The following is a 21,475-nucleotide window of genomic DNA, read 5'->3' on the forward strand; positions in this document are numbered from 1 at the left end:
TTTCTGGAGTGAAGCAATGGCACATCGCTGGACACTGGCACAAGCCCAGGCACTGTTCGACAAACCTTTCCTTGAGCTAATGTTTGAGGCGCAGCAGGTACACCGCCAACATTTCGACCCACGTCAGGTACAGGTCAGTACGCTGCTGTCGATCAAAACCGGGGCCTGCCCGGAAGATTGTAAATATTGCCCGCAGAGCGCGCGCTACAAAACCGGGCTGGAATCGGAACGTCTGATGGAGGTGGAAGCGGTGCTGGAGTCGGCGCGCAAAGCCAAAGCCGCCGGTTCGAGCCGTTTCTGTATGGGGGCGGCATGGAAAAATCCGCACGACCGCGACATGCCGTACCTGGAGCAGATGGTGCAGGGCGTGAAAGCGATGGGGATGGAAACCTGCATGACCCTCGGCACCCTCAATGACACCCAGGCGCAGCGCCTGGCGCATGCCGGTCTGGATTTTTACAACCACAATCTCGACACCTCGCCGGAATTTTACGGCAGCATCATCACTACGCGTAGCTACCAGGAGCGTCTGGATACACTGGACAAAGTGCGTGGCGCGGGCATTAAGGTGTGTTCGGGCGGTATCGTTGGCCTGGGCGAAACGGTAAAAGATCGTGCCGGTTTGCTGGTGCAGCTGGCTAACCTGCCGACGCCGCCGGAAAGCGTGCCGATCAACATGCTGGTGAAGGTCAAAGGCACACCGCTGGCCGACAATGACGATGTTGAACCGTTCGATTTTATCCGCACCATCGCGGTGGCACGTATCATGATGCCATCTTCCCACGTGCGCCTTTCGGCCGGTCGTGAACAGATGAGCGAACAGACTCAGGCGATGTGTTTTATGGCCGGGGCAAACTCGATTTTCTACGGCTGCAAGCTGCTGACCACCCCAAACCCGGAAGAGGACAAAGATCTGATTTTGTTCCGCAAACTGGGACTCAACCCGGAGCACACCGCCACTACCGCCGGTGATAACGAACAGCAGTATCAGCTGAGCGAACAATTGCTGCATGCCGATACCGCGCAGTTCTACAACGCGGCGGTGTAATGAGCTGGTCGCAACGCATCGAACAGGCGCTGGCGGCGCGGCGTGCCGCCGACGGCTGGCGGCAACGCGTCCGTGTGGAACACAACACGGTGCGCGAGCTGACCGTTGCCGGACAACGCTATTGCCACTTCTCCAGTAACGATTATCTTGGCTTGAGTCAGCATCCGGCGGTGATTGCCGCCTGGCAACAAGGGGCTGCCGAGGCCGGGGCCGGGGCCGGCGCATCGGGACATGTGACCGGCTTCAGCCGTCATCATGCGCAACTGGAAGAAGAGCTAGCCGACTGGCTGGGGTATCGCCGTGCGCTGCTGTTTATCTCGGGATTTGCCGCTAATCAGGCGGTGATCCACCTGCTGGCAGAAAAGTCGGACCGGATTGTGGCCGATAAGCTGGCACATGCCTCATTGCTGGATGCGGCCAGCCATAGCCCGGCCACGCTGCGCCGTTTTGCCCACAACCAGCCAGCCAGTCTGGCAAAGCTGCTGGCGACGCCGGTAGAGGGGAATACGCTGGTGGTCACCGAGGGTGTCTTCAGCATGGATGGCGACAGCGCACCGTTGGCGCAGCTTGCTGCGGAAACGCAACGCGCCAATGGCTGGTTGCTGGTGGATGATGCCCATGGCATTGGCGTGACCGGGGAACAGGGGCGCGGTAGCTGCTGGCAGCAGCAGGTGCAGCCGGAATTGCTGATTGTCACCTTTGGCAAAGGCTTTGGTGTGAGCGGGGCGGCCTTGCTGTGCGATGACGCGACCGCCGATTATGTCGAACAGTTTGCCCGTCATTTAATTTATTCCACCGCGATGCCACCGGCACAGTGCTACGCGCTGCGGGCGGCGTTGCAGCAAATTCAGCAAGGTGATGAACTGCGGGCGCGGTTACACAGCAATATCACGCGTTTTCGCGCTGGCGCGGCGGATTTGCCATGGCAATTGATGTCGTCAGACAGCGCCATTCAGCCGTTGGTGGTCGGGGAGAACAGCGCAGCGCTGGCGTTATCACAGCAACTGAAGGCTGCGGGATGTTGGGTGAGTGCCATCCGCCCCCCGACGGTGCCGCCGGGTACCGCTCGCCTGCGCATTACCTTAACGGCGGCGCATGAACCTGACGATATCGATCGTCTGCTGGAGGCGCTGTATGACGCTGCACGTCAATAAACAGGCGGTGGCGCAGGCCTTTGGCCGCGCGGCGCAGCATTATGAACAGTACGCGGAACTGCAACGGCAGAGTGGCGATGCGCTACTGGCGCTGGCACCCGCCGGATTTGGCCCGCATTTGCTGGATGCCGGATGTGGGACTGGCTGGTATAGCCGCTACTGGCGCGATCGCGGCCGTACCCTGACCGCACTCGATCTCTCGCCAGCGATGCTGGAGAGTGCCGCACACCAGCATTCGGCACAACATTATGTGCAGGGTGATATAGATGCGTTGCCACTGCCGGATGCCTGTGTTGATGGCGTATGGAGCAACCTCGCGGTGCAATGGAGCAGTGACCTGCGCACCGCGTTGCAGCATTTTTTGCGCGTAACCCGCCCTGGAGGCAGCGTGGTGTTTTCCACCTTGCTGGCCGGTTCGCTGCATGAAGTCCATCAGGCCTGGGCGCAACTGGATGGACGTCAGCACGCCAACCGTTTTCTCAGCGCAGCGCAAATCGCCGTCGCAACCGAGGGCCTGGCGCTGCGCAGTACGCAGCAGACCCTCACTTTACATTTTCCCAGTGCGCTGAGCGCGATGCGTTCGCTGAAAGGCATTGGCGCAACTCATCTGCATGATGGTCGCCAGGGCGGATTATTGACGCGAAGCCAGCTGGCACGACTGGAGCAGGTCTGGTCACAGGACGAGGCGGGTTATCGCCTGAGTTATCATCTGATGTATGGAGTATTAACGGCATGAAACGCTGGTTTATTACGGGCACCGATACCGAGGTCGGTAAGACGGTGGCCAGTGGCGCGTTGCTGCAAGCGGCGGGTGCCGCAGGATTCGTCACCGCAGGTTACAAGCCGGTCGCCTCGGGTTGTGAGGCAACGGTTGAGGGCATCCGCAACAGCGATGCGCTGGCGCTACAACGTTACAGTTCCCTGGCGTTGCGCTATGAGCAGGTCAACCCGCTGGCCTTTCTTGAACCGACGTCACCGCATATCGTCAGCGCCGAAGAGGGAAGGCCAATCCATTTTAGCGCCCTGTCTGCCGGGCTGCGTGAGCTGGAACAACAGGCAGAATGGGTGTTGGTGGAAGGGGCCGGAGGATGGTTCACCCCGCTGTCGGCAACGCAAACCTATGCCGATTGGGTGGTGGCGGAACAGCTGCCGGTGATTCTGGTGGTGGGCGTCAAACTGGGTTGTATCAACCACGCGATGCTGACTGCTGCCGCAGTACAGGCCAGTGGCTTGCGTCTCGCGGGTTGGATTGCCAATACCATTCAGCCGCCGGGTAAGCGGCATCAGGAGTATCTGGCAACGTTACGTCAGCGTCTTGATGCACCCTGCCTGGGCGAAATTCCGTATCTCACGGATGACGCACAGCAGGCCGAGTGCGGTCGTTATCTGACGCTGCCGCAATAAAACAGCCCGGCATCGCTGCTCAGGTCACCGTCAACCATTTATTGATGGTGACATCATCCAATTGTGCCACTTTACCTTGTGCCACGTTACGGCCACGATGCAGCAGCAGAAAATAGTCCGCGACACGGCGGATAAACGAGACATGCTGCTCCAACAGCAAAATGGTCAGGCCATAATCACGATTCAGACGGCGGATCAGGTTACCCATTTCCTCTTCCAGCCACGGCGACATGCCCTCGGTGGGTTCATCAAGGATCAGCAATTTCGGTTGCAGCACTAAGGCACGTGCCAACGCCAGCTGTTGTTGCTGATCCATCGGCAGCTCACCGCTGCGCTGGTGGCGTAAGGAGTAAAGCGCTGGGAATAAATCGAATACCATTTCCGGAATGGCACGGCTGCGATCGTCATGGGCCGCCATCAGCGCAATTAACAGGTTATCTTCCACGCTCATCTGCGAGAAGATGTGCCGCCCCTGCGGTACGTAACCGATCCCCATGCGCGCCCGTTGTTCTGCCGGTTGCAGCAACAAGTCTTCCGGGGGGGAACCGTCTTCCTGCCAGGTCATGGAACCGCTGTTAATGGGCAGCCGTCCCATAATGCAGTTGACCAGCGTGGTTTTGCCCATGCCCGGGCTACCCAGCACGCCAGTGCAGGTGCCAGGTGGCAGATCCAAATCCACATCCCACAGAATATGATTTTGACCGTAAAACTGATTCACCGAACGTAAACTCAGCATCTGACATTCTCCTTACAGATAATTAGCCTGAATGCTCCCGCTCTGTGTCGTCTGGCATACAGTCAAACACGATTCATCATTGCCACTCTCACCATCAATGCGTTGATGCGAATGCTTATGGAGAAACCTGCAATTACCAGGCCAGTTTGCCAGGGTGATGCAAAAAAGCATCAGCGGCGCGGCGTAATCAGTGATTAAAGTTGAGCAATGCTTAACAATTGCCAGAAGTGATAAAACACCTGCACTTTAGCGGTGCTGAATGCTTAACGTTTCTGGTGCATTTGTGCCGTAATAAGGCAGAACGCTCAGGAATAAGTGGCCTTATTTACTGGTTTTTTCAGACTCGCAGCACCTTCAGTCCGGAAAAAGAATAGTTAATGCCGCGCGAGCTGTGGGAAAAATAAACGCAAAAAAAAATTTTTTCGCACGCCAGGACAAGGCCTGGAAAATTATGCACAGGCGATGGCGGCGGGGCTGCCGTCAGTTATCCACCATTCCTGTGGATAACCTTGTGCATTAGAGACTGAAAACAGAGCGCAAGCGAGGAAATACGCGGCCTGGATACATTATGCTGAGAAACTGGGCTTTTTGATAACTTATCAAAAAATCAATATGTTAGTTAAAATCAAGCCTGAGATTTATCTTGTCGGTCATACAACTGCAATTTTATGACGCTCTATTGACAAATGTTAAAAGCATCACCCTCCTGGGGATAACCTTGCGCAACAAGGTTTTGCCTGCTGCCGCATAAATTGCACTGAAGCGAGTCGTTGCCACTCCCCGTTATCGTGCAAGATATCTGTAAATATATCCAGTATTTTTTTCTGGCAAATTCGCCGTAGCGGAGTAGAATTAGCAGCCTGCCCGCCGACATCTCCAGCAGGAACCGAAAAACCATGAGTAAAGCCTTCAAACTCAACTCCGCATTTAAACCTTCAGGGGATCAGCCTGAGGCGATTCGTCGTCTGGAGGAGGGTCTGGAAGACGGCCTGGCACATCAGACGCTGCTTGGGGTAACCGGTTCGGGAAAAACCTTTACCGTCGCCAACGTGATTGCCGATCTCAACCGGCCAACCATGGTGCTGGCACCGAACAAGACACTCGCGGCGCAGCTGTACGGTGAGATGAAGGAGTTCTTCCCGGACAACGCGGTCGAGTTCTTCGTCTCCTACTACGATTACTATCAACCTGAAGCCTATGTGCCCAGTTCTGATACCTTTATCGAGAAGGATGCGTCGGTGAATGAGCACATCGAGCAGATGCGCCTGTCCGCCACCAAGGCATTGCTTGAGCGACGCGACGTCATCGTGGTGGCATCGGTGTCAGCCATCTACGGTCTGGGCGATCCCGATCTTTACCTCAAAATGATGCTGCATCTGACACGGGGCATGATCATCGATCAGCGCAGCATCCTGCGTCGTCTGGCGGAGCTGCAATATACCCGTAATGATCAGGTGTTTCAGCGCGGTACTTTCCGCGTGCGCGGTGAAGTCATCGATATCTTTCCGGCGGAATCGGATGACATCGCGTTGCGTGTCGAACTGTTTGATGAAGAAGTGGAGCGGTTGTCATTGTTTGACCCGCTGACCGGTCAGGTGGTGTCGGTGGTGCCGCGTTTTACGGTCTATCCGAAAACCCACTACGTCACGCCGCGCGAACGCATCCTGCAATCGATGGAAGAGATCAAGAAAGAGCTGGTGGTGCGGCGGCAGGTGCTGCTGGAGAACAATAAGCTGCTGGAAGAGCAGCGTATTACCCAACGTACCCAGTTTGACCTCGAAATGATGAACGAACTTGGCTACTGCTCGGGGATCGAAAACTATTCACGCTATCTCTCCGGGCGTGGGCCGGGCGAACCGCCTCCGACGCTGTTCGACTATTTACCGGCCGATGGCCTGCTGGTGGTGGATGAGTCCCACGTCACCATCCCGCAGATTGGCGGCATGTATCGCGGCGACCGCGCGCGTAAAGAGACGCTGGTGGAGTATGGTTTTCGCCTGCCGTCAGCGCTGGATAACCGTCCGTTGCGCTTTGAAGAGTTTGAAGCGCTGGCACCGCAAACCATCTATGTCTCGGCAACGCCCGGCAATTATGAGCTGGAGAAATCCGGCGGTGAAGTGATTGACCAGGTAGTACGCCCGACCGGTCTGCTCGATCCAATCCTCGAAGTGCGTCCGGTAACCACGCAGGTCGACGATCTGCTGTCGGAAATCCGTAAACGCGTTGCGATCAACGAACGTGTGCTGGTGACGACCCTGACCAAGCGTATGGCGGAAGATCTCACCGAGTATCTGGAAGAACACGGCGAGAAGGTGCGTTATCTGCACTCGGACATCGACACCGTGGAGCGTATGGAGATCATTCGTGACCTGCGCCTGGGGGAATTTGATGTACTGGTGGGGATTAACCTGTTGCGTGAAGGGTTGGATATGCCGGAAGTGTCGCTGGTGGCGATTCTCGATGCCGATAAAGAGGGCTTCCTGCGTTCGGAACGTTCGCTGATTCAGACCATTGGCCGCGCCGCGCGTAACATTAACGGTAAAGCGATTCTTTACGCAGACAAGATCACCAACTCCATGGCTCGTGCCATCGAGGAGACTGAGCGCCGTCGCGAGAAGCAGCAGCGCTATAACGAAGTCAACGGTATTGTGCCGCAGGGGCTGAACAAAAAGATTACCGATATTCTGGAGCTGGGCAAAAACGTGGTCAAAACCCGTGGCAAGGGCAAAACCGCCACGCGCAGTGCCGCCGAAACCGAGGCCAACTATCTGGCACTGACCCCGCAAGCGATGCAGAAGAAAATTCACGAGCTGGAAGGGCAGATGCAGCAACACGCGCAGAATCTGGAGTTTGAAGAAGCGGCGCGGGTACGTGACCAGTTGCACGAACTGCGTGAGCTGTTTATTGCGGCATCATAATGCGTGATAAATCGCGCCGCTACGGTTAACGGCGCGAGTGGCAAATTTGTCGCGGCGTGATGAATCACGCCTTGCTTTAAAAGGCCTGAATGGCGTGTTCCAGCGCCATGCGCAGGAGCTGGCGGTCATGACGATATTGGATATCCGCCGCCTCCAGCGGTTCACGCACGATCAGCCGTCCTTCCACGCCGCGAATATCTGCCGCCGGGCTAACCACCACCGCATCAATCACCCGTTTGCCAATCGCTTTTTCCATGATCGCCAGTTTATCCGCGACCGTCAGGCTGGCTGCGGCCGGACTGAGTTCACGCCCGAGATTACCGATAAATACCATGGTGGCAGGGGTGCGGCGCAGCGCACGCGCCATCTCTTCCATCAGCAGAATGGGCATCAGGCTGGTATAAAAACTGCCAGGCCCGATCAGAATCAGATCGGCTTCGGCAATCGCGTCCAGCGCTTCGCGGGTGGGCACCACGTTCGGGTGCAGCATCAGTTCCTGGGGGGCTTGTTGCATCTCATCGACGGCGGTTTCGCCGTACACCATGTTGCCTTCACTGTCCTGCGCCACCAGATCGACCGGTTGCTCTGACATCGGGATCAAAAACGCATCCACTTTCAGTAGATTACGGATGATGTTGATCGCTTCCAGCGGGCGAACGCTGAGATGATCGAGCGCTTTAAGGATCAGGTTGCCCAGATTATGACCCGCCAGTTCGCCGTTGCCGGTAAAGCGATATTCAAACATCGCCGATCCCACGCTGGGTTCGGTGATCAGCTGATTAATACAGTTGCGCATATCGCCCCAGGCGATACCGCCTTCTGAACGACGGATGCGCCCGGTGGAACCGCCGTTATCGGTGGTGGTCACAATGCCGGTCAGGCGCGAGCCGAGCGGTGCCAACGAGGACATTACGCGGCCCAGACCGTGCCCACCGCCCAGTGCCACCACGCGATCCAAATCTGCCAGGGTACGATTCATGTTGCTCCTTAACACTGACGCTCAACTGTTGAGCAGCAGTTAAACTGATATGTATCAAAATCTGTCGGCTATTTTAACGTATCCTGTCGCGAAAATGCGGTGAAAAAACGTTATGTATCAATATATATAGCGAAAATCCGCAATGGAAGCGAACAACAAATCGCGCTAACATTCATGCAACCGCGTTGTCCTGTTGGACAGCATACACTCAAAGCCTGATCGCCTAAGTCCTGTGGATACGGTGTTCAGGCCGCAGCCTCGAGCTGCCAGGGTGCAGAAAGAAATGACTGCATCTCCCGTATTTGGAAAGGTGTTCAGGTGTCACAATTTACTGATGCATACGCGCGCAGTTTCTATTATCTGCGCCTGTCGGTCACGGATGTGTGTAACTTCCGTTGTACCTATTGCCTGCCCGACGGCTACAAACCGCAGGGTACGCGCAATAAAAGTTTTCTCTCGCTGGATGAGATCCGTCGCGTGACGCGTGCCTTTGCGGCCGCGGGCACCGAAAAAGTGCGCCTGACCGGTGGTGAACCCTCTCTGCGTCGTGATTTCACCGAGATTATCGCCGCGGTGCGGGAAAATGCCGCCATTCGCCAGATTGCGGTGACCACCAACGGCTATCGACTGGCACGTGATGTGCGTGACTGGCGTGCTGCCGGACTGACCTCCATCAATGTCAGCGTCGATAGCCTCGATGCCCGTCAGTTTCATGCCATCACCGGGCAGGACAAGTTTCATCAGGTGATGGCCGGTATTGATGCCGCGTTCGAGGCGGGTTTCAGCAAGGTCAAAGTCAACAGCGTACTGATGCGCGATGTCAACAGCCATAGCCTCACCACCTTTTTAGACTGGATCCGCACCCGCCCGATTCAGTTACGTTTTATCGAACTGATGGAGACCGGTGAGGGCAGCGAGTTGTTTCGTCGTCAGCATATCTCCGGCGAGGTGATCCGCGATCAACTGCTTATGCAGGGTTGGCAGCGCCAACCACGCGGGCGCAGTGACGGTCCGGCACAGGTGTTTCGCCACCCGGATTATCAGGGCGAAGTCGGTCTGATCATGCCTTACGAAAAAGATTTCTGCGCCAGCTGTAATCGCCTGCGGGTGTCAGCGATCGGCAACCTGCATCTGTGCCTGTTTGGCGATGGCGGCGTTCCGCTGCGCGATCTGCTGGCCTCCGATCAACAGCAGGCGGAGTTACAGGCGCGTATCGCCCACAGTCTCGGGCAGAAAAAGCAGACGCATTTTCTGCATCAGGGCAACACCGGTATTACCCAAAATCTTTCCTTCATTGGTGGCTGACAAAGGAGTTATGGCCATGAGTAAACCTTCCGGCGACTTTGTTGCCCTTAATGTGGCGGTGATGACCGTGTCCGACAGCCGCGATGCCACAAATGACACCTCCGGTGATTACCTGCGCGAAGCGCTGAGTGAAGCCGGGCATCAGGTGGTGGACCACGCGATTGTGGCGGATAACCGTTATCGTATTCGCGCGACGGTTTCGCGCTGGATCGCCAGCGAAGATGTCCAGGTGGTCATCATCAATGGTGGCACCGGTTTTAACAGCAAAAACAGCACGCCTGAAGCGCTGCTGCCGCTGTTTGATCGGGAAATTGAGGGATTTGGTGAGTTGTTCCGCATGATCTCTTACGAAGAGATCGGCAGTGCCACTTTGCAGTCGCGTGCAGTGGCGGGCATGGCGAATCAGACGCTGATTTTCGCCGTACCCGGTTCCGGCAATGCCTGCCGCAGTGCCTGGGAACGTATCATCGCCGATCAGTTGGATGCGCGTACCCGTCCGTGTCATTTTGTCTCACATTTGAAGAAGTTGTAAGTATGTCCTCGTTAACCCATATCAATGCTGCCGGTGAGGCCCATATGGTCGATGTCTCCGGCAAAACCGAAACGGTGCGTGAAGCCCAGGCGGAAGCGCTGGTGCTGATGCAACCGCAAACGCTGCAAATGATCATCGATGGCAGCCATCACAAAGGTGATGTGTTCGCGACTGCCCGCATTGCCGGGATTCAGGCGGCAAAACGTACCTGGGAACTGATTCCGCTGTGTCATCCGCTGATGCTGAGCAATGTGGAGGTGACGCTGGTCGCTGAACCCGAGCACCGCCGGGTGCGCGTGACGTCGCGTTGCCGTCTGACAGGCAAAACCGGCGTTGAGATGGAAGCGCTGACTGCGGCCTCGGTCGCCGCGCTGACCATTTATGACATGTGTAAAGCGGTGCAAAAAGACATCGTCATCGACCAGTTACGGCTGCTGAGCAAAAGTGGTGGCAAATCCGGTGATTTTCAGGCGGTGTCCCATGATTAAGGTGCTGTTTTTTGCCCAGGTGCGCGAGCTGACGGGGACCAGCGCACTGGAGTTATCCCCGGAATATGCCGATGTCGCGGCACTGCGTAGCGCACTGGCGACGAAAAGTGACCGCTGGGCACTGGCGCTGGAGTCCGGCAAATTACTGGCAGCAGTCAACCAAACGCTGGTGCCAATGAGCCATCCGTTACGTGCCGGGGATGAAGTGGCTTTCTTCCCGCCAGTGACCGGGGGCTGATGATGGAAACCCGTATTCGCGTCGGTAGCGCGGCGTTCAACGTGGCGGAAGAGTACGCCTGGTTGTCAGCCCATGACAGCGATGGTGCTGTGGTCACCTTCAGCGGTAAGGTACGTAACCATAATCTCGGCGACAGCGTTGCCGCATTGACGCTGGAGCATTATCCGGGCATGACGGAAAAAGCGTTGACGGAAATCGTCGAGGAGGCGCGCCAGCGCTGGGCGCTGCAACAGGTTTCAGTGATCCATCGCGTCGGTGAACTGTTCCCGGGTGAGGAGATTGTGTTTGTCGGTGTCAGCAGTGCGCATCGCAGTAGCGCGTTTGCTGCCGCAGAATTTATTATGGATTACCTGAAAACCCGTGCGCCGTTCTGGAAACGTGAGGCCACCGCGCACGGCGACCGTTGGGTCGACGCGCGTGATAGCGATCATCAGGCGGCAGAACGCTGGAAATAACCACCAGGGAAACCGATGGAAGCGACTGTAATACTCAAACGCGTGGCCTTGCTGGCGGCGCTGGTGCTGGTGGGCTGTACCAGTACCAAGCAACAACCCCAGGCTCCGGTGCGCCAACCCACGGATGTTAAAGCCCAAATCCGCCAATTGTTGCCCAGCCACGTCACGCAGAAAGCTGACTGGGCTGACGATATTTATACCGCCTTTCGTACTCAGCACATCGATCCCAGCGTCAGCAACCTGTGCGCGGTGATCGCGGTGGCCGATCAGGAATCGAACTTCAGTGCCGATGCCGTTGTCCCGGGCTTACCGAAAATCGCCTGGGGTGAGATCAACCGGCGAGCCGCTAAACTCTATATCCCGGCCTTTGCCGTGCGCACCGCGTTGCAGATTACCTCGCCCACCGGTGAAAGCTACGCCGCGCGTCTCGACAAAGTGCGCAGCGAGAAGGAGCTGAGTGCTATCTTTGATGACTTCATCGATATGGTGCCGCTCGGTCAAAAACTTTTTGGCAACCTCAACCCGATTCACACCGGCGGGCCGATGCAGGTCAGCATTGCCTTTGCCGAGGCGCACGCCCAGGGTTATCCATGGCCGGTGGAGGGGTCGATTCGCCGTGAAGTCTTTACCCGCCACGGTGGCATGTACTTTGGCATTATGCATTTGCTGGGATATCCGGCAGATTACTCACAGCCGCTGTACCGTTTCGCTGACTTTAACGCCGGTTGGTATGCCAGCCGCAATGCGGCGTTCCAGGCGGCGGTGGTGCGTGCCAGCGGTATCAAACTGGCGCTCGATGGCGATCTGATTCAATACGGCAGCGATGCCGCGGGTGCGACGGAACTTGCGGTGCGCAGCCTGAGTAAACAGCTGGATATGAGCAATCGTGAAATTCGTCGCGACCTGGAGAAGGGCGAAAAGCCTGAATTCAGCACCAGCGTGTTATGGAAACAGGTGTTCCTCCTGGCGGATAAAATGGCCCGTAAACGCCTGCCGCGCGAAATGCTGCCGGGTATCAAGCTGGAAAGTCCAAAAATTACGCGTAATCTGACCACAGCATGGTTTGCGCAACGCGTGGACGGTCGTTATCAACAGTGTTTGACACGCCGTTGACGCGGCAAGGCGTAAGCTCCACACTTACTGAGTTTGTCTAACTACTAAGAGGTGCATCATGGACCGATATCCACGTAACGATTCAATCGTGCAGCAGGCCTCCGCCGGGCTGCAAACCTATATGGCGCAGGTGTATGGCTGGATGACCTGTGGTTTGTTGCTGACCGCGTTCGTATCCTGGTTTGCCGCCCGCACACCGGCGGTGATGGAGTTGGTATTTGCCAACCGTATCACTTTCTTCGGCCTGATTATCGCCCAACTGGCGGTGGTGTTTGTCCTGTCCGGGATGGTGCATCGTCTGAGTGGCGCGCTGGCGACGGCATTGTTTATGCTTTATTCCGCGCTCACCGGCCTGACGCTTGCCAGTATTTTCCTGGTCTACACCTATTCATCGATCGCCAGCACCTTCTTTGTTACCGCCGGGATGTTTGGTGCCATGAGTTTTTACGGCTACACCACCAAACGCGATCTGAGCCGCTTTGGCAGCCTGCTGTTTATGGCGTTGATTGGTATTCTGCTGGCATCGCTGGTGAACTTCTGGCTGAAAAGCCCGGCGTTGATGTGGGCGATTACCTACATCGGCGTGGTGGTGTTCGTCGGCCTGACCGCGTATGACACGCAAAAGCTGAAAGCGATTGGCGAAACGGTGGATGTGAATGACAAAGAGAATCTGCGTCGTTTGTCCATTATGGGCGCACTGACGCTGTATCTCGACTTTATCAACCTGTTCCTGATGCTGCTGCGTATTTTCGGTAACCGCCGCTAACCCTCTACCGTAGCGGCGCGATTTATCGCGCAGGCGTAAAAAACGCACGATAAATCGTGCCGCTACGCAGAGGTGCCGTTTTCTGACGGTGTCGGTTTTGCCATCTTCTGTTCATTTTTCTGCCGTAAATGCCGGGCGCGGCTCTCCAGCCACAGGTACAACAGCAACGCCAGCAGCAGCGGCAAAATAAAATACAGCACGCGGTAGGCCAGCAGCGCGGCGATAAGGGTGCCGTGTGTGACCTGCTGACCGCTGAGCAACGCCAAAAATACCGCTTCCAGCACGCCAATTCCGGCCGGAATATGAATAATCACCCCGGCGATACTGCTGATCAGCAACACCCCCAGCACCCGTGGATAGTCCACCTGCTGCGCCAGCAGTAGCCAGATAATGGCTCCCATCACCATCCAGTTAGCGCAGGATACCGCGAACTGCAACAGCGCCATCCTGAGCGAAGGTAATTGCAGATGCTGGCCTTTCACCGTCCAGTGGCGTTTTTTGGCAAACGCGCAGGCCCACAGATAAATCGCGACCAGCACCAGCAGACCGCCGCCGATGATGCGTAGCGTGGTTGCGCCAATAAACCACCCGTCGGGAATCGGCACCATACCGGCAACAAAGACCACGCCTGCCAGCAAAATGTAGCCCAGCCAGTTGGTGGCGATACTGAGGGAGAAAATGCGGGTGATGGTGCCACCGGGTAAACCCAGGCGCGAATAGAGGCGATAACGCATGGCCACGCCGCCGACCCAGGTACTGAGTGTCAGATTAAAGGCGTAACAGATAAACGACACCAGCATCACCTGACGTTTAGCCAGTTTGTGGCCGCAATAGGCGCGGCCAATCAAATCATACAGGCCATAGGTCAGATAGCTGATGATCACCAGCGCCACCGCACTCAGCACCAGCGTGCGGTTGTAATTGACAATCACCTGGTACACGTCATCCCAGTTGACCTTGCGGGCATACACCACCAGCAGCACCAGCACGGCGATAAAAAATAACCCGGTAAGGATTTTCTTCACGCGCTGCCAGCGCGAACGTTTTTTACTCATCAGGGTCTGGCTCCTTTGTTGTCGGCCTCCACGCGATCCTGCGTCTCCATCTCCGGTTGTACCGGGGGATCAATCTGCGCCAGCCGGGGAGTATGGGCGGGCAGCCAGCCCGCAATCGCCGGAAAGTGGCGTAAGAAGTGAAACACCAGCACGCTTTTGGTCAGATGCCACCAGGTGCGCGGCGGCAGTTTATCGTCCTGGACCCGCTGGCAATCTTCACTCAGCAATTGTTCGAGGTGCGCGCGCAGCGTCTGGTTAAAGGCGCGGTCATGCACCATCAGGTTGGCCTCCAGATTGAGCGATAAACTAAGGGGATCGAGATTACTGGAACCCACGGTTGACCAATGCTGATCCTGCACCGCGATCTTGCCATGCAACGGGCGGCGGCAATATTCGTATACCTCGACACCGCCATCGACCAGATAGTTGTACAGCATCTCCGCCCCCACTTTGACAATCGGCATGTCCGGCTCGCCCTGCACGATCAGTCGTACCCGCACGCCCCGGCGGGCGGCAAGCCGCATCTCGTGCAGCAAGCGGTAGCCAGGGAAAAAGTAGGCATTGGCAATGATCACATCGCGTTGGGCTTTACGCAGCATGTCGAGATAGTGTTGCTCGATATCATCACGGTGGTCGTGGTTGTCACGAAACACGAACAGCACCTGCGCATCGCCGGGCAGGGCGTTGAGGGCCGGACGATGTGAACGATGCCCCCACCAGCGGCGGGTCACTTGCTCGCTACCGATGGCCTGTTGTACATAGCGCGCTACATCCAGTACCACCGGGCCTTTCACTTCGACGGCATAGTCCTGTTTGGCCTGCGGACCGAAGTCGGTGTTATGTTCGGCCGAAAAATTAATCCCGCCAACAAAGGCGATCACCTCATCAACCACCACGATTTTGCGGTGCAGACGACGGAACAGGTTGGTGCGCATCCCCAGTAGCAGCGGGCGTGGATCGTAATAAATAAAGCGCACGCCCGCGGCGGTCAGGCTGTTGACATAGTTGTCCGACAGGTCCGGTGAACCGTAGCCATCTACCATCACTTCCACCCTGACTCCGCGCTGCGCTGCGGCCAGCAGTTCGCGGTGCAACGCCTTGCCCACCTGATCTTCAAACAGGATAAAGGTTTCCAACAGCAGGGTGCGCTCAGCGCGCTGGATAGCACCAAACACGCGCGGAAAGAAGGCTTCGCCGTTTTCCAGCAGGCGCAGTTGGTTGCCGTCGCGCCAGCTGAAATTCATAAGCAGATCTCCACGGCCAACGGGGCATGGTCAGATAAATGCGACCAGGGTTTTACCGGCAGCGCCCATGGTTGGCTGATGGCGGCATTGCGAACATAGATGCGATCAAGCCGCAACAACGGAAAGCGGGCCGGGAAGGTCCGCGCCGGGCGGCCACTTTTCAGGCTGAACACTTCCTCCAGCCCGGCATGACGTTTGAGGTATGGGTTGGCGCGCACCTGCCAGTCATTAAAATCACCGGCCACCACCAGCGGGGCATCAGGCGGGAGTGAGGCGATCATCTCGCACATCATCCGTAACTGAGCGCGCCGATGCGGCTCACGCAGACCGAGATGTACACAGATGACATGCAGCGGTTGCGGCTGCCCCGGCAGGCTGATTTTGCAGTGCAACATGCCGCGGTTTTCGCCTCCGGCAACAGAAATATCGCGATTTTCATACTCAACGATCGGAAAACGTGACAATATCGCGTTCCCGTGATGTCCTTCAGGGTAGACTGCGTTACGGCCATAGGCATAATCGTGCCACATGGTGTCGGCGATAAACTCGTAATGTGAGGTTTCCGGCCAGTTTTCAATGTGTAAGGAATGAATGGCGTGGGTACCCATCACCTCTTGCAGGAAGACAATATCGGCGGAGGTGGCACGCGCGGCATCGCGCAATTCCGGCAGGATAAAGCGGCGGTTGAAGCTGGTGAACCCTTTATGGGTATTGATCGTCAGGACTTTTATCGAAAATCCTTGCGCATTTTGTGTCATACTGCGACGCGCTCCTTTTCATCATCAACAGGATAAAGTGTAGTCTTTGTCACAAATGAGAGGCGACGGGAGCGGAAAATTAGGGTGTTATCCGAAATTTGCCTTACATTGAGGAAATCTGTCTGGCCGTGGCCAGATACACTTGGGCGATCTGTTGGGTCTGCCAGGAGAAGAGAATGAAATGGTCTAATCGTGTTCAGATTGTTACCGGACAAACCTGCGTTCATATTGCGATGCACCTGCTGGTGATCGCCGCGCTGGTCTGGGGCTGGAAACACAAGGCGCTGGTTGAAGTGAGCAGTACCCTGGTGGCGGCCTATGTTGTGGTGTTTATCACCATGCTGGTCACGCAGCGTAGTGCCCGTTTGCGTATGCTTGGCGACTCTCTGGAAGAAGTGACCACCACCTACTACTTCGGAGCGGCGATGCTGACGCTGTTCCTGGTGTCACGCATCATCCACAATAACCTGCTGCTCGGCTGCCTTGGTGTGGTCATGCTGGTAGGACCGGCACTGGTTTCCCTGCTGGCGAAAGAACCGGCGCAGCGCGTACAGAAGAAACGCAGTTAACTGATTCGTAACGGCGCGATGTATCGCGCCGTTTTTTTGCCGTCGATTGTCGCGCAATGCTGGCGGAAAGCTGCTACACTGCCGCGCTTACGCATGGTAGTTTGTGCCCTTTTCACACGTGAGCTTTAGGCTTGCGTCATATCCCCCCTGAAAACTACATCGCCAACAGCGGTCAGGGCGGTTCGGAGTAATACACCTGCATGTCTTTTGACTCTCTCGGCTTAAATGCCGATATTTTGCGTGCGGTAGCAGAACAGGGCTATCGTGAACCGACGCCAATCCAGCGTCAGGCTATTCCCGTGGTGCTGGCTGGTCGTGACCTGCTGGCGAGCGCCCAGACCGGCACCGGCAAAACCGCCGGGTTTACGCTGCCATTGTTGCAGCGTCTGTCGGCAAAAGATGCACCGGCACGCGGACGTCGCCCGGTGCGTGCGTTGATCCTTACGCCAACCCGTGAACTGGCCGCTCAGGTCGGTGAAAACGTGCGTGAATACAGCCAGTACCTCAACCTGCGTTCGCTGGTGGTGTTTGGCGGCGTCAGCATTAACCCGCAAATGATGAAACTGCGCGGTGGCGTGGACGTGCTGGTGGCGACACCGGGCCGTCTGCTCGATCTGGCGCATCAAAACGCGGTCGATCTGTCACACGTGGAAATCCTCGTGCTGGATGAAGCCGACCGTATGCTGGACATGGGCTTTATCCACGATATCCGCCGTGTGCTGGCGAAACTGCCTGCCAAACGTCAGAACCTGCTGTTCTCCGCGACCTTCTCCGACGAGATCAAGTCGCTGGCGGAAAAGCTGCTGAATAACCCGGAGCAGGTGGAAGTGGCGCGCCGCAACACCGCCTCTGAGCAGGTTTCTCAGCAGGTGCATTTTGTTGATAAAAAACGTAAACGTGAGCTGCTGTCGCTGATGATTGGTCGCGACAACTGGCAGCAGGTGCTGGTCTTTACCCGTACCAAACACGGTGCTAACCATTTGGCTGAACAGCTGAATAAAGACGGCATCACCGCGGCGGCGATCCACGGCAACAAGAGCCAGGGCGCGCGTACCCGTGCATTGGCCGATTTCAAATCCGGTGGCATTCGTGTGCTGGTGGCGACCGACATCGCCGCGCGTGGTCTCGACATCGAAGAACTGCCACACGTCGTGAACTATGAACTGCCGAACGTGGCAGAAGATTATGTGCACCGTATTGGCCGTACCGGTCGTGCTGCCGCTACCGGTGCCGCCCTGTCGCTGGTATGCGTGGACGAACACAAACTGCTGCGTGATATCGAACGTCTGCTGAAACGTGAAATCCCACGCATTGCGCTGCCAGGATTCGATCCGGACCCGAGCATCAAAGCTGAGCCGATCCAGAATGGCCGCCAGCAGCAACAGCAGCGTGGTGGTCGTGGTCGTGGCCCGGCAGCGGGCGGTAATCCGCGTCCGCAGAGTGAAGGCCGTGCGCCACGTCCGCAGGGTGAAAACCGTGCGCCGCGCCGTCAGGGTCAGGATGGCAAACCGGCGCGTTCACGTCGTCCGGCAGCGAACAAAAGCGGTAACCACTAAGTCGATGCGGGTTTTACTGGCGCCGATGGAGGGCGTGCTCGATTCGCTGGTGCGCGAGCTGCTCTCTGAAGTGAATGATTATGATCTGTGCATCACCGAGTTTTTGCGCGTGGTCGATCAGCTGCTGCCGGTCAAATCCTTCCATCGTCTGTGCCCGGAACTGCAACATCACAGCCGCACGCCGTCCGGTACGCGCGTGCGGCTGCAACTGCTGGGACAGTATCCCGAGTGGCTGGCAGAAAATGCCGCCCGTGCGGTAGAGCTGGGTTCCTGGGGCGTTGACCTCAACTGCGGTTGCCCGTCGAAGCTGGTTAACGGCAGCGGCGGTGGGGCGACCTTGCTGAAAGATCCCGAACTGATTTATCGCGGCGCGAAAGCGATGCGTGCAGCAGTGCCGGATCACCTGCCGGTTACCGTCAAGGTGCGTCTGGGCTGGGATTCCAGCGATCGGCGTTTTGAGATTGCCGATGCGGTGCAGCAGGCCGGGGCCAGCGAATTGGTGGTGCACGGTCGCACCAAAGAAGAGGGCTACCGCGCCGAAAGCATCAACTGGCAGGCGATTGGCGAAATCCGCCAGCGACTGCGTATCCCGGTGATCGCCAATGGCGAAATCTGGAACTGGCAGGATGCGCAGGATTGTCTGCGCATCACCGGTTGCGATGCGGTGATGCTGGGACGCGGCGCGCTCAACGTGCCAAACCTGAGCCGTGTGGTGAAGTACAACGAAGCCCCCATGGCTTGGCCACAGGTGGTGGCGTTGTTGCAGAAGTACACCCGTCTGGAAAAACAGGGTGATACGGGCCTGTACCATGTGGCACGTATTAAGCAGTGGCTGGGCTATCTGCGTAAGGCGTATCACGAAGCGGACGGGCTGTTCAGCGAAATCCGTACCTTAAAAGTCTCGTCTGAAATTGCCGCCGCGATTGAGCGCCATGCGCAACGTTGCATTAACCAGACATAAAAAAATCCGCGACCCATTAGCAGGCTAAGGGTATAGTAGTGTTTCAACTTCACCCAGTTACGCAACGCCACTGCACATGTCTGACGCCGCTGTACTGAGTAATGCTCAGTTAAATAAACGCATTCTTTCCGTCCTGATTTTCACCTTCTTTTGCTATCTCTCCGTGGGCCTGCCGTTGGCGGTGCTGCCGGGATTCGTGCATAACCAGCTCGGTTTCAGCTCGTTTATGGCGGGGTTGATTATCAGCGTTCAGTATTTCGCTACCCTGATGAGTCGCCCGCACTCAGGTCGCCTGGCGGATCGCTTTGGCCCCAAACGCGTAGTGATGCTCGGCTTAATTTGCTGTGGTATGAGTGGCGTGTTGTCGATTATTGCGGCGCTCTGCCGTGACATCCCCATGCTTAGCCTGCTATTGCTGGCATTGGGTCGTGTTTTTCTTGGGGTCGGCGAGAGCTTCAGCAGTACCGGCTCTACCCTGTGGGGTATGAATATTGTCGGGCCGTTGCAGACTGCACGTGTCATCTCGTGGAACGGCGTGGCAACCTACTTCGCCATGGCGATTGGTGCGCCGCTCGGCGTACTGCTGAATCAATGGTTCGGCATCAGTGGTTTTGCCGGACTGGTGGCCTTGATGGGCATCGTGGGTTTTGTGCTGGCGTATCAAAAGCCGCCGGTCAGCGTCACAACGGGCGTGCGTATCCCCTTCCATCGCGTCGTCAGCCGTGTCTGGTTGTTTGGCCTGGCACTGGGCTTTGGCACCATCGGTTTTGGGGTGATCTCCACCTTTATCACCCTCTATTTCGCCAGCCGTGACTGGAGTGGTGCCGCTTTCGCGCTGACGGTATTCAGCCTCGGTTTTGTCATTGTGCGTCTTGGCTTTGGTCGTTACATCACCCGTTTTGGTGGCCTGAAAGTCTCGCTGGTGTCGTTTGTTCTGGAGTGCGCGGGGCTGCTGTTGATCTGGCAGGCGGATAGCGCCTGGCTGGTGGATGTCGGTGCTTTCCTGACCGGCGCAGGCTTCTCGCTGATATTCCCGGCGTTGGGGGTAGAAGCGGTGAAGCAGGTGCAGCAGCAGGATCAGGGGTCGGCACTGGGCACGTATTCGGCCTTTCTGGATTTAGGTCTGGGGCTGACCGGGCCGGTAGCGGGATTGCTGATTGGTCACTGGGGGATGCAGTCGGTCTATCTGGCGGCGGCGCTGATGGTGCTGGGCGCGTTCCTGATTACCTGGCGTCTCCAGCAACAGCACGGTCGCCGCGCGACCGTGCAGACGGCGGGTTAATACTTTTCCGGGACGATCATATGATCCGGCACCGGTGCGCGACGGTAATCTTCATGCCGTTCGCGCGTCGGTAAGGCAATCGCCTTCTGTTCGCCCTCTTCATAAGGCACCTGTTGCAGCAGATGGCTGATGCAGTTGAGGCGGGCGCGTTTCTTGTCCACGCCCTGAACCACCCACCACGGCGCTTCGTCGATGTGGGTGCGTGCCAGCATCTCCTCTTTCGCTTCGGTGTAATCTTCCCAGCGACGGCGGCTCTCCAGATCCATCGGGCTGAGTTTCCACTGCTTCAGCGGGTCGTGAATACGGCTGAGGAAGCGTAATTCCTGCTCCTCATCGGTGATGGAAAACCAATATTTCACGATCTGAATGCCGCTGCGCGTCAGCATTTTTTCAAACTCCGGCACGCTGCGATAAAACTCCTCGACTTCCGCATCGTTGCAAAAGCCCATCACGCGTTCAACACCGGCGCGGTTATACCAGCTACGGTCAAACAACACCATCTCCCCGGCAGCCGGTAAGTGGGCGATATAGCGTTGAAAGTACCATTGGGTTTTCTCGCGATCGTTGGGGGCGGGCAAGGCCGCAACCCGGCAGGTGCGCGGGTTCAGGCGCTGGGTGATGCGTTTGATCACGCCGCCTTTGCCTGCGGCATCACGGCCTTCAAACAGGATCACCATGCGGTGCCCGGTACGCATCACCCAATCCTGCATTTTTACCAGCTCGCCCTGTAGGTGCAGCAGCTCGCGGAAATAGCGGCGACGCCAGGCTTTCTCATCATCCGCCTGGGGTTGTCCGTCGCCAAATCGCAGGTCATCCAGTTCCATCTCCAGCTCTTCGTCGTAGCTGTCGTAGAACTCCTGGAGCAGGCGTTGATTAAAGGTCTCGCTTTGAAACGTATTGTCGTGTGTGGCCAT

Annotated in this window: 22 protein-coding genes and 1 riboswitch; of the genes, 16 read left to right on the plus strand and 6 right to left on the minus strand. The window is 57.0% G+C overall.

Going from position 1 to position 21,475, the window contains the following annotated elements; all coding sequences use genetic code 11:
• Window positions 1-16 precede the first annotated feature (16 nt).
• From bioB to bioD, 4 genes are read left to right on the plus strand one after another with little or no spacing between them, the layout of a single operon-like run.
• Entirely contained in the window at window positions 17-1,048 is a 1,032-nt protein-coding gene (gene bioB, locus PAT9B_RS05915) for a biotin synthase BioB (RefSeq protein WP_013508346.1), read from the plus strand.
• The gene (gene bioF / locus PAT9B_RS05920) at window positions 1,048-2,202 is read left to right on the plus strand and encodes an 8-amino-7-oxononanoate synthase (RefSeq protein WP_013508347.1); all 1,155 of its coding nucleotides are present in this window, start codon (window positions 1,048-1,050) and stop codon (window positions 2,200-2,202) included. The genes bioB and bioF overlap by 1 nt, the downstream gene beginning before the upstream one ends.
• Window positions 2,183-2,938, plus strand: a complete 756-nt coding sequence (bioC, locus tag PAT9B_RS05925) for a malonyl-ACP O-methyltransferase BioC (protein WP_013508348.1) — start codon at window positions 2,183-2,185, stop codon at window positions 2,936-2,938. The genes bioF and bioC overlap by 20 nt, the downstream gene beginning before the upstream one ends.
• The gene (gene bioD / locus PAT9B_RS05930; protein ID WP_013508349.1) at window positions 2,935-3,606 is read left to right on the plus strand and encodes a dethiobiotin synthase; all 672 of its coding nucleotides are present in this window, start codon (window positions 2,935-2,937) and stop codon (window positions 3,604-3,606) included. Before bioC ends, bioD begins: the two co-directional genes overlap by 4 nt.
• A 19-nt stretch (window positions 3,607-3,625) precedes the next feature.
• Here the strand turns inward: bioD and PAT9B_RS05935 are convergent, their stop codons facing one another.
• Window positions 3,626-4,342, minus strand: coding sequence for an ABC transporter ATP-binding protein (locus PAT9B_RS05935; protein WP_013508350.1), 717 nt, complete (start codon window positions 4,340-4,342; stop codon window positions 3,626-3,628).
• An 896-nt stretch (window positions 4,343-5,238) separates the two neighbouring features.
• Between PAT9B_RS05935 and uvrB the strand changes: the two genes are divergently transcribed.
• Window positions 5,239-7,260: an excinuclease ABC subunit UvrB gene (uvrB, locus tag PAT9B_RS05945; protein WP_013508351.1), complete on the plus strand. Its 2,022-nt coding sequence runs from the start codon at window positions 5,239-5,241 to the stop codon at window positions 7,258-7,260.
• A 76-nt stretch (window positions 7,261-7,336) separates the two neighbouring features.
• Here uvrB and yvcK read toward each other — a convergent pair whose 3' ends face one another.
• Window positions 7,337-8,239 carry a uridine diphosphate-N-acetylglucosamine-binding protein YvcK gene (gene yvcK / locus PAT9B_RS05950; RefSeq protein WP_013508352.1) on the minus strand — a complete coding sequence of 301 codons (903 nt, stop codon included), beginning with the start codon at window positions 8,237-8,239 and terminating at the stop codon, window positions 7,337-7,339.
• A 193-nt stretch (window positions 8,240-8,432) separates the two neighbouring features.
• A riboswitch (molybdenum cofactor riboswitch) is annotated at window positions 8,433-8,568 on the plus strand.
• Between yvcK and moaA the strand changes: the two genes are divergently transcribed.
• From moaA to PAT9B_RS05985, 7 genes are all read left to right on the plus strand, one after another.
• On the plus strand, window positions 8,540-9,544 hold the full coding sequence (moaA, locus tag PAT9B_RS05955) for a GTP 3',8-cyclase MoaA (RefSeq protein WP_369700782.1): 1,005 nt from the start codon (window positions 8,540-8,542) through the stop codon (window positions 9,542-9,544). Its footprint overlaps the riboswitch before it by 29 nt.
• 16 nt (window positions 9,545-9,560) lie before the next feature.
• A complete protein-coding gene (gene moaB / locus PAT9B_RS05960) occupies window positions 9,561-10,076 on the plus strand; it encodes a molybdenum cofactor biosynthesis protein B (protein ID WP_013508354.1) in 516 nt (171 codons plus the stop codon).
• Window positions 10,077-10,078: 2 nt separating this feature from the next.
• Window positions 10,079-10,564: a cyclic pyranopterin monophosphate synthase MoaC gene (gene moaC, locus PAT9B_RS05965; RefSeq protein WP_013508355.1), complete on the plus strand. Its 486-nt coding sequence runs from the start codon at window positions 10,079-10,081 to the stop codon at window positions 10,562-10,564.
• Entirely contained in the window at window positions 10,557-10,802 is a 246-nt protein-coding gene (gene moaD, locus PAT9B_RS05970; RefSeq protein WP_013508356.1) for a molybdopterin synthase sulfur carrier subunit, read from the plus strand. Before moaC ends, moaD begins: the two co-directional genes overlap by 8 nt.
• 2 nt (window positions 10,803-10,804) lie before the next feature.
• A complete protein-coding gene (gene moaE / locus PAT9B_RS05975) occupies window positions 10,805-11,257 on the plus strand; it encodes a molybdopterin synthase catalytic subunit MoaE (RefSeq protein WP_041525747.1) in 453 nt (150 codons plus the stop codon).
• Window positions 11,258-11,272: 15 nt separating this feature from the next.
• Window positions 11,273-12,370, plus strand: coding sequence for a DUF1615 domain-containing protein (locus PAT9B_RS05980; protein WP_013508358.1), 1,098 nt, complete (start codon window positions 11,273-11,275; stop codon window positions 12,368-12,370).
• 58 nt (window positions 12,371-12,428) lie between these two features.
• Window positions 12,429-13,136, plus strand: coding sequence for a Bax inhibitor-1/YccA family protein (locus tag PAT9B_RS05985; RefSeq protein ID WP_013508359.1), 708 nt, complete (start codon window positions 12,429-12,431; stop codon window positions 13,134-13,136).
• A gap of 62 nt (window positions 13,137-13,198) precedes the next feature.
• On the opposite strand, the gene PAT9B_RS05990 is transcribed toward PAT9B_RS05985, so the two are convergent.
• Genes PAT9B_RS05990 through PAT9B_RS06000 form a run of 3 tightly spaced genes read right to left on the minus strand, consistent with a single transcriptional unit; the run spans window position 13,199 to window position 16,193 of the window.
• Window positions 13,199-14,191, minus strand: coding sequence for a lysylphosphatidylglycerol synthase domain-containing protein (locus tag PAT9B_RS05990; protein WP_013508360.1), 993 nt, complete (start codon window positions 14,189-14,191; stop codon window positions 13,199-13,201).
• Window positions 14,191-15,435 (minus strand): cardiolipin synthase ClsB, encoded by a 1,245-nt coding sequence (gene clsB / locus PAT9B_RS05995; protein ID WP_013508361.1) that lies wholly within the window; start codon window positions 15,433-15,435, stop codon window positions 14,191-14,193. Before clsB ends, PAT9B_RS05990 begins: the two co-directional genes overlap by 1 nt.
• A complete protein-coding gene (locus PAT9B_RS06000; RefSeq protein ID WP_013508362.1) occupies window positions 15,432-16,193 on the minus strand; it encodes an endonuclease/exonuclease/phosphatase family protein in 762 nt (253 codons plus the stop codon). The genes clsB and PAT9B_RS06000 overlap by 4 nt, the downstream gene beginning before the upstream one ends.
• 176 nt (window positions 16,194-16,369) lie before the next feature.
• Between PAT9B_RS06000 and PAT9B_RS06005 the strand changes: the two genes are divergently transcribed.
• The 4 genes from PAT9B_RS06005 (at window position 16,370) to PAT9B_RS06020 (ending at window position 20,561) form a co-directional block, all read left to right on the plus strand.
• Window positions 16,370-16,762: a YbhQ family protein gene (locus PAT9B_RS06005; RefSeq protein ID WP_013508363.1), complete on the plus strand. Its 393-nt coding sequence runs from the start codon at window positions 16,370-16,372 to the stop codon at window positions 16,760-16,762.
• Between the two features lie 200 nt (window positions 16,763-16,962).
• Window positions 16,963-18,318: an ATP-dependent RNA helicase RhlE gene (rhlE, locus tag PAT9B_RS06010; protein ID WP_013508364.1), complete on the plus strand. Its 1,356-nt coding sequence runs from the start codon at window positions 16,963-16,965 to the stop codon at window positions 18,316-18,318.
• A 4-nt stretch (window positions 18,319-18,322) separates the two neighbouring features.
• Entirely contained in the window at window positions 18,323-19,279 is a 957-nt protein-coding gene (gene dusC, locus PAT9B_RS06015) for a tRNA dihydrouridine(16) synthase DusC (protein ID WP_013508365.1), read from the plus strand.
• A gap of 76 nt (window positions 19,280-19,355) precedes the next feature.
• Window positions 19,356-20,561: an MFS transporter gene (locus PAT9B_RS06020; RefSeq protein ID WP_013508366.1), complete on the plus strand. Its 1,206-nt coding sequence runs from the start codon at window positions 19,356-19,358 to the stop codon at window positions 20,559-20,561.
• On the opposite strand, the gene ppk2 is transcribed toward PAT9B_RS06020, so the two are convergent.
• Window positions 20,558-21,475 carry a polyphosphate kinase 2 gene (gene ppk2 / locus PAT9B_RS06025; protein WP_013508367.1) on the minus strand — a complete coding sequence of 306 codons (918 nt, stop codon included), beginning with the start codon at window positions 21,473-21,475 and terminating at the stop codon, window positions 20,558-20,560. The genes PAT9B_RS06020 and ppk2 overlap by 4 nt on opposite strands.

Origin of the sequence: Pantoea sp. At-9b (genome assembly GCF_000175935.2) — a bacterium.
Lineage (GTDB): Bacteria > Pseudomonadota > Gammaproteobacteria > Enterobacterales > Enterobacteriaceae > Pantoea.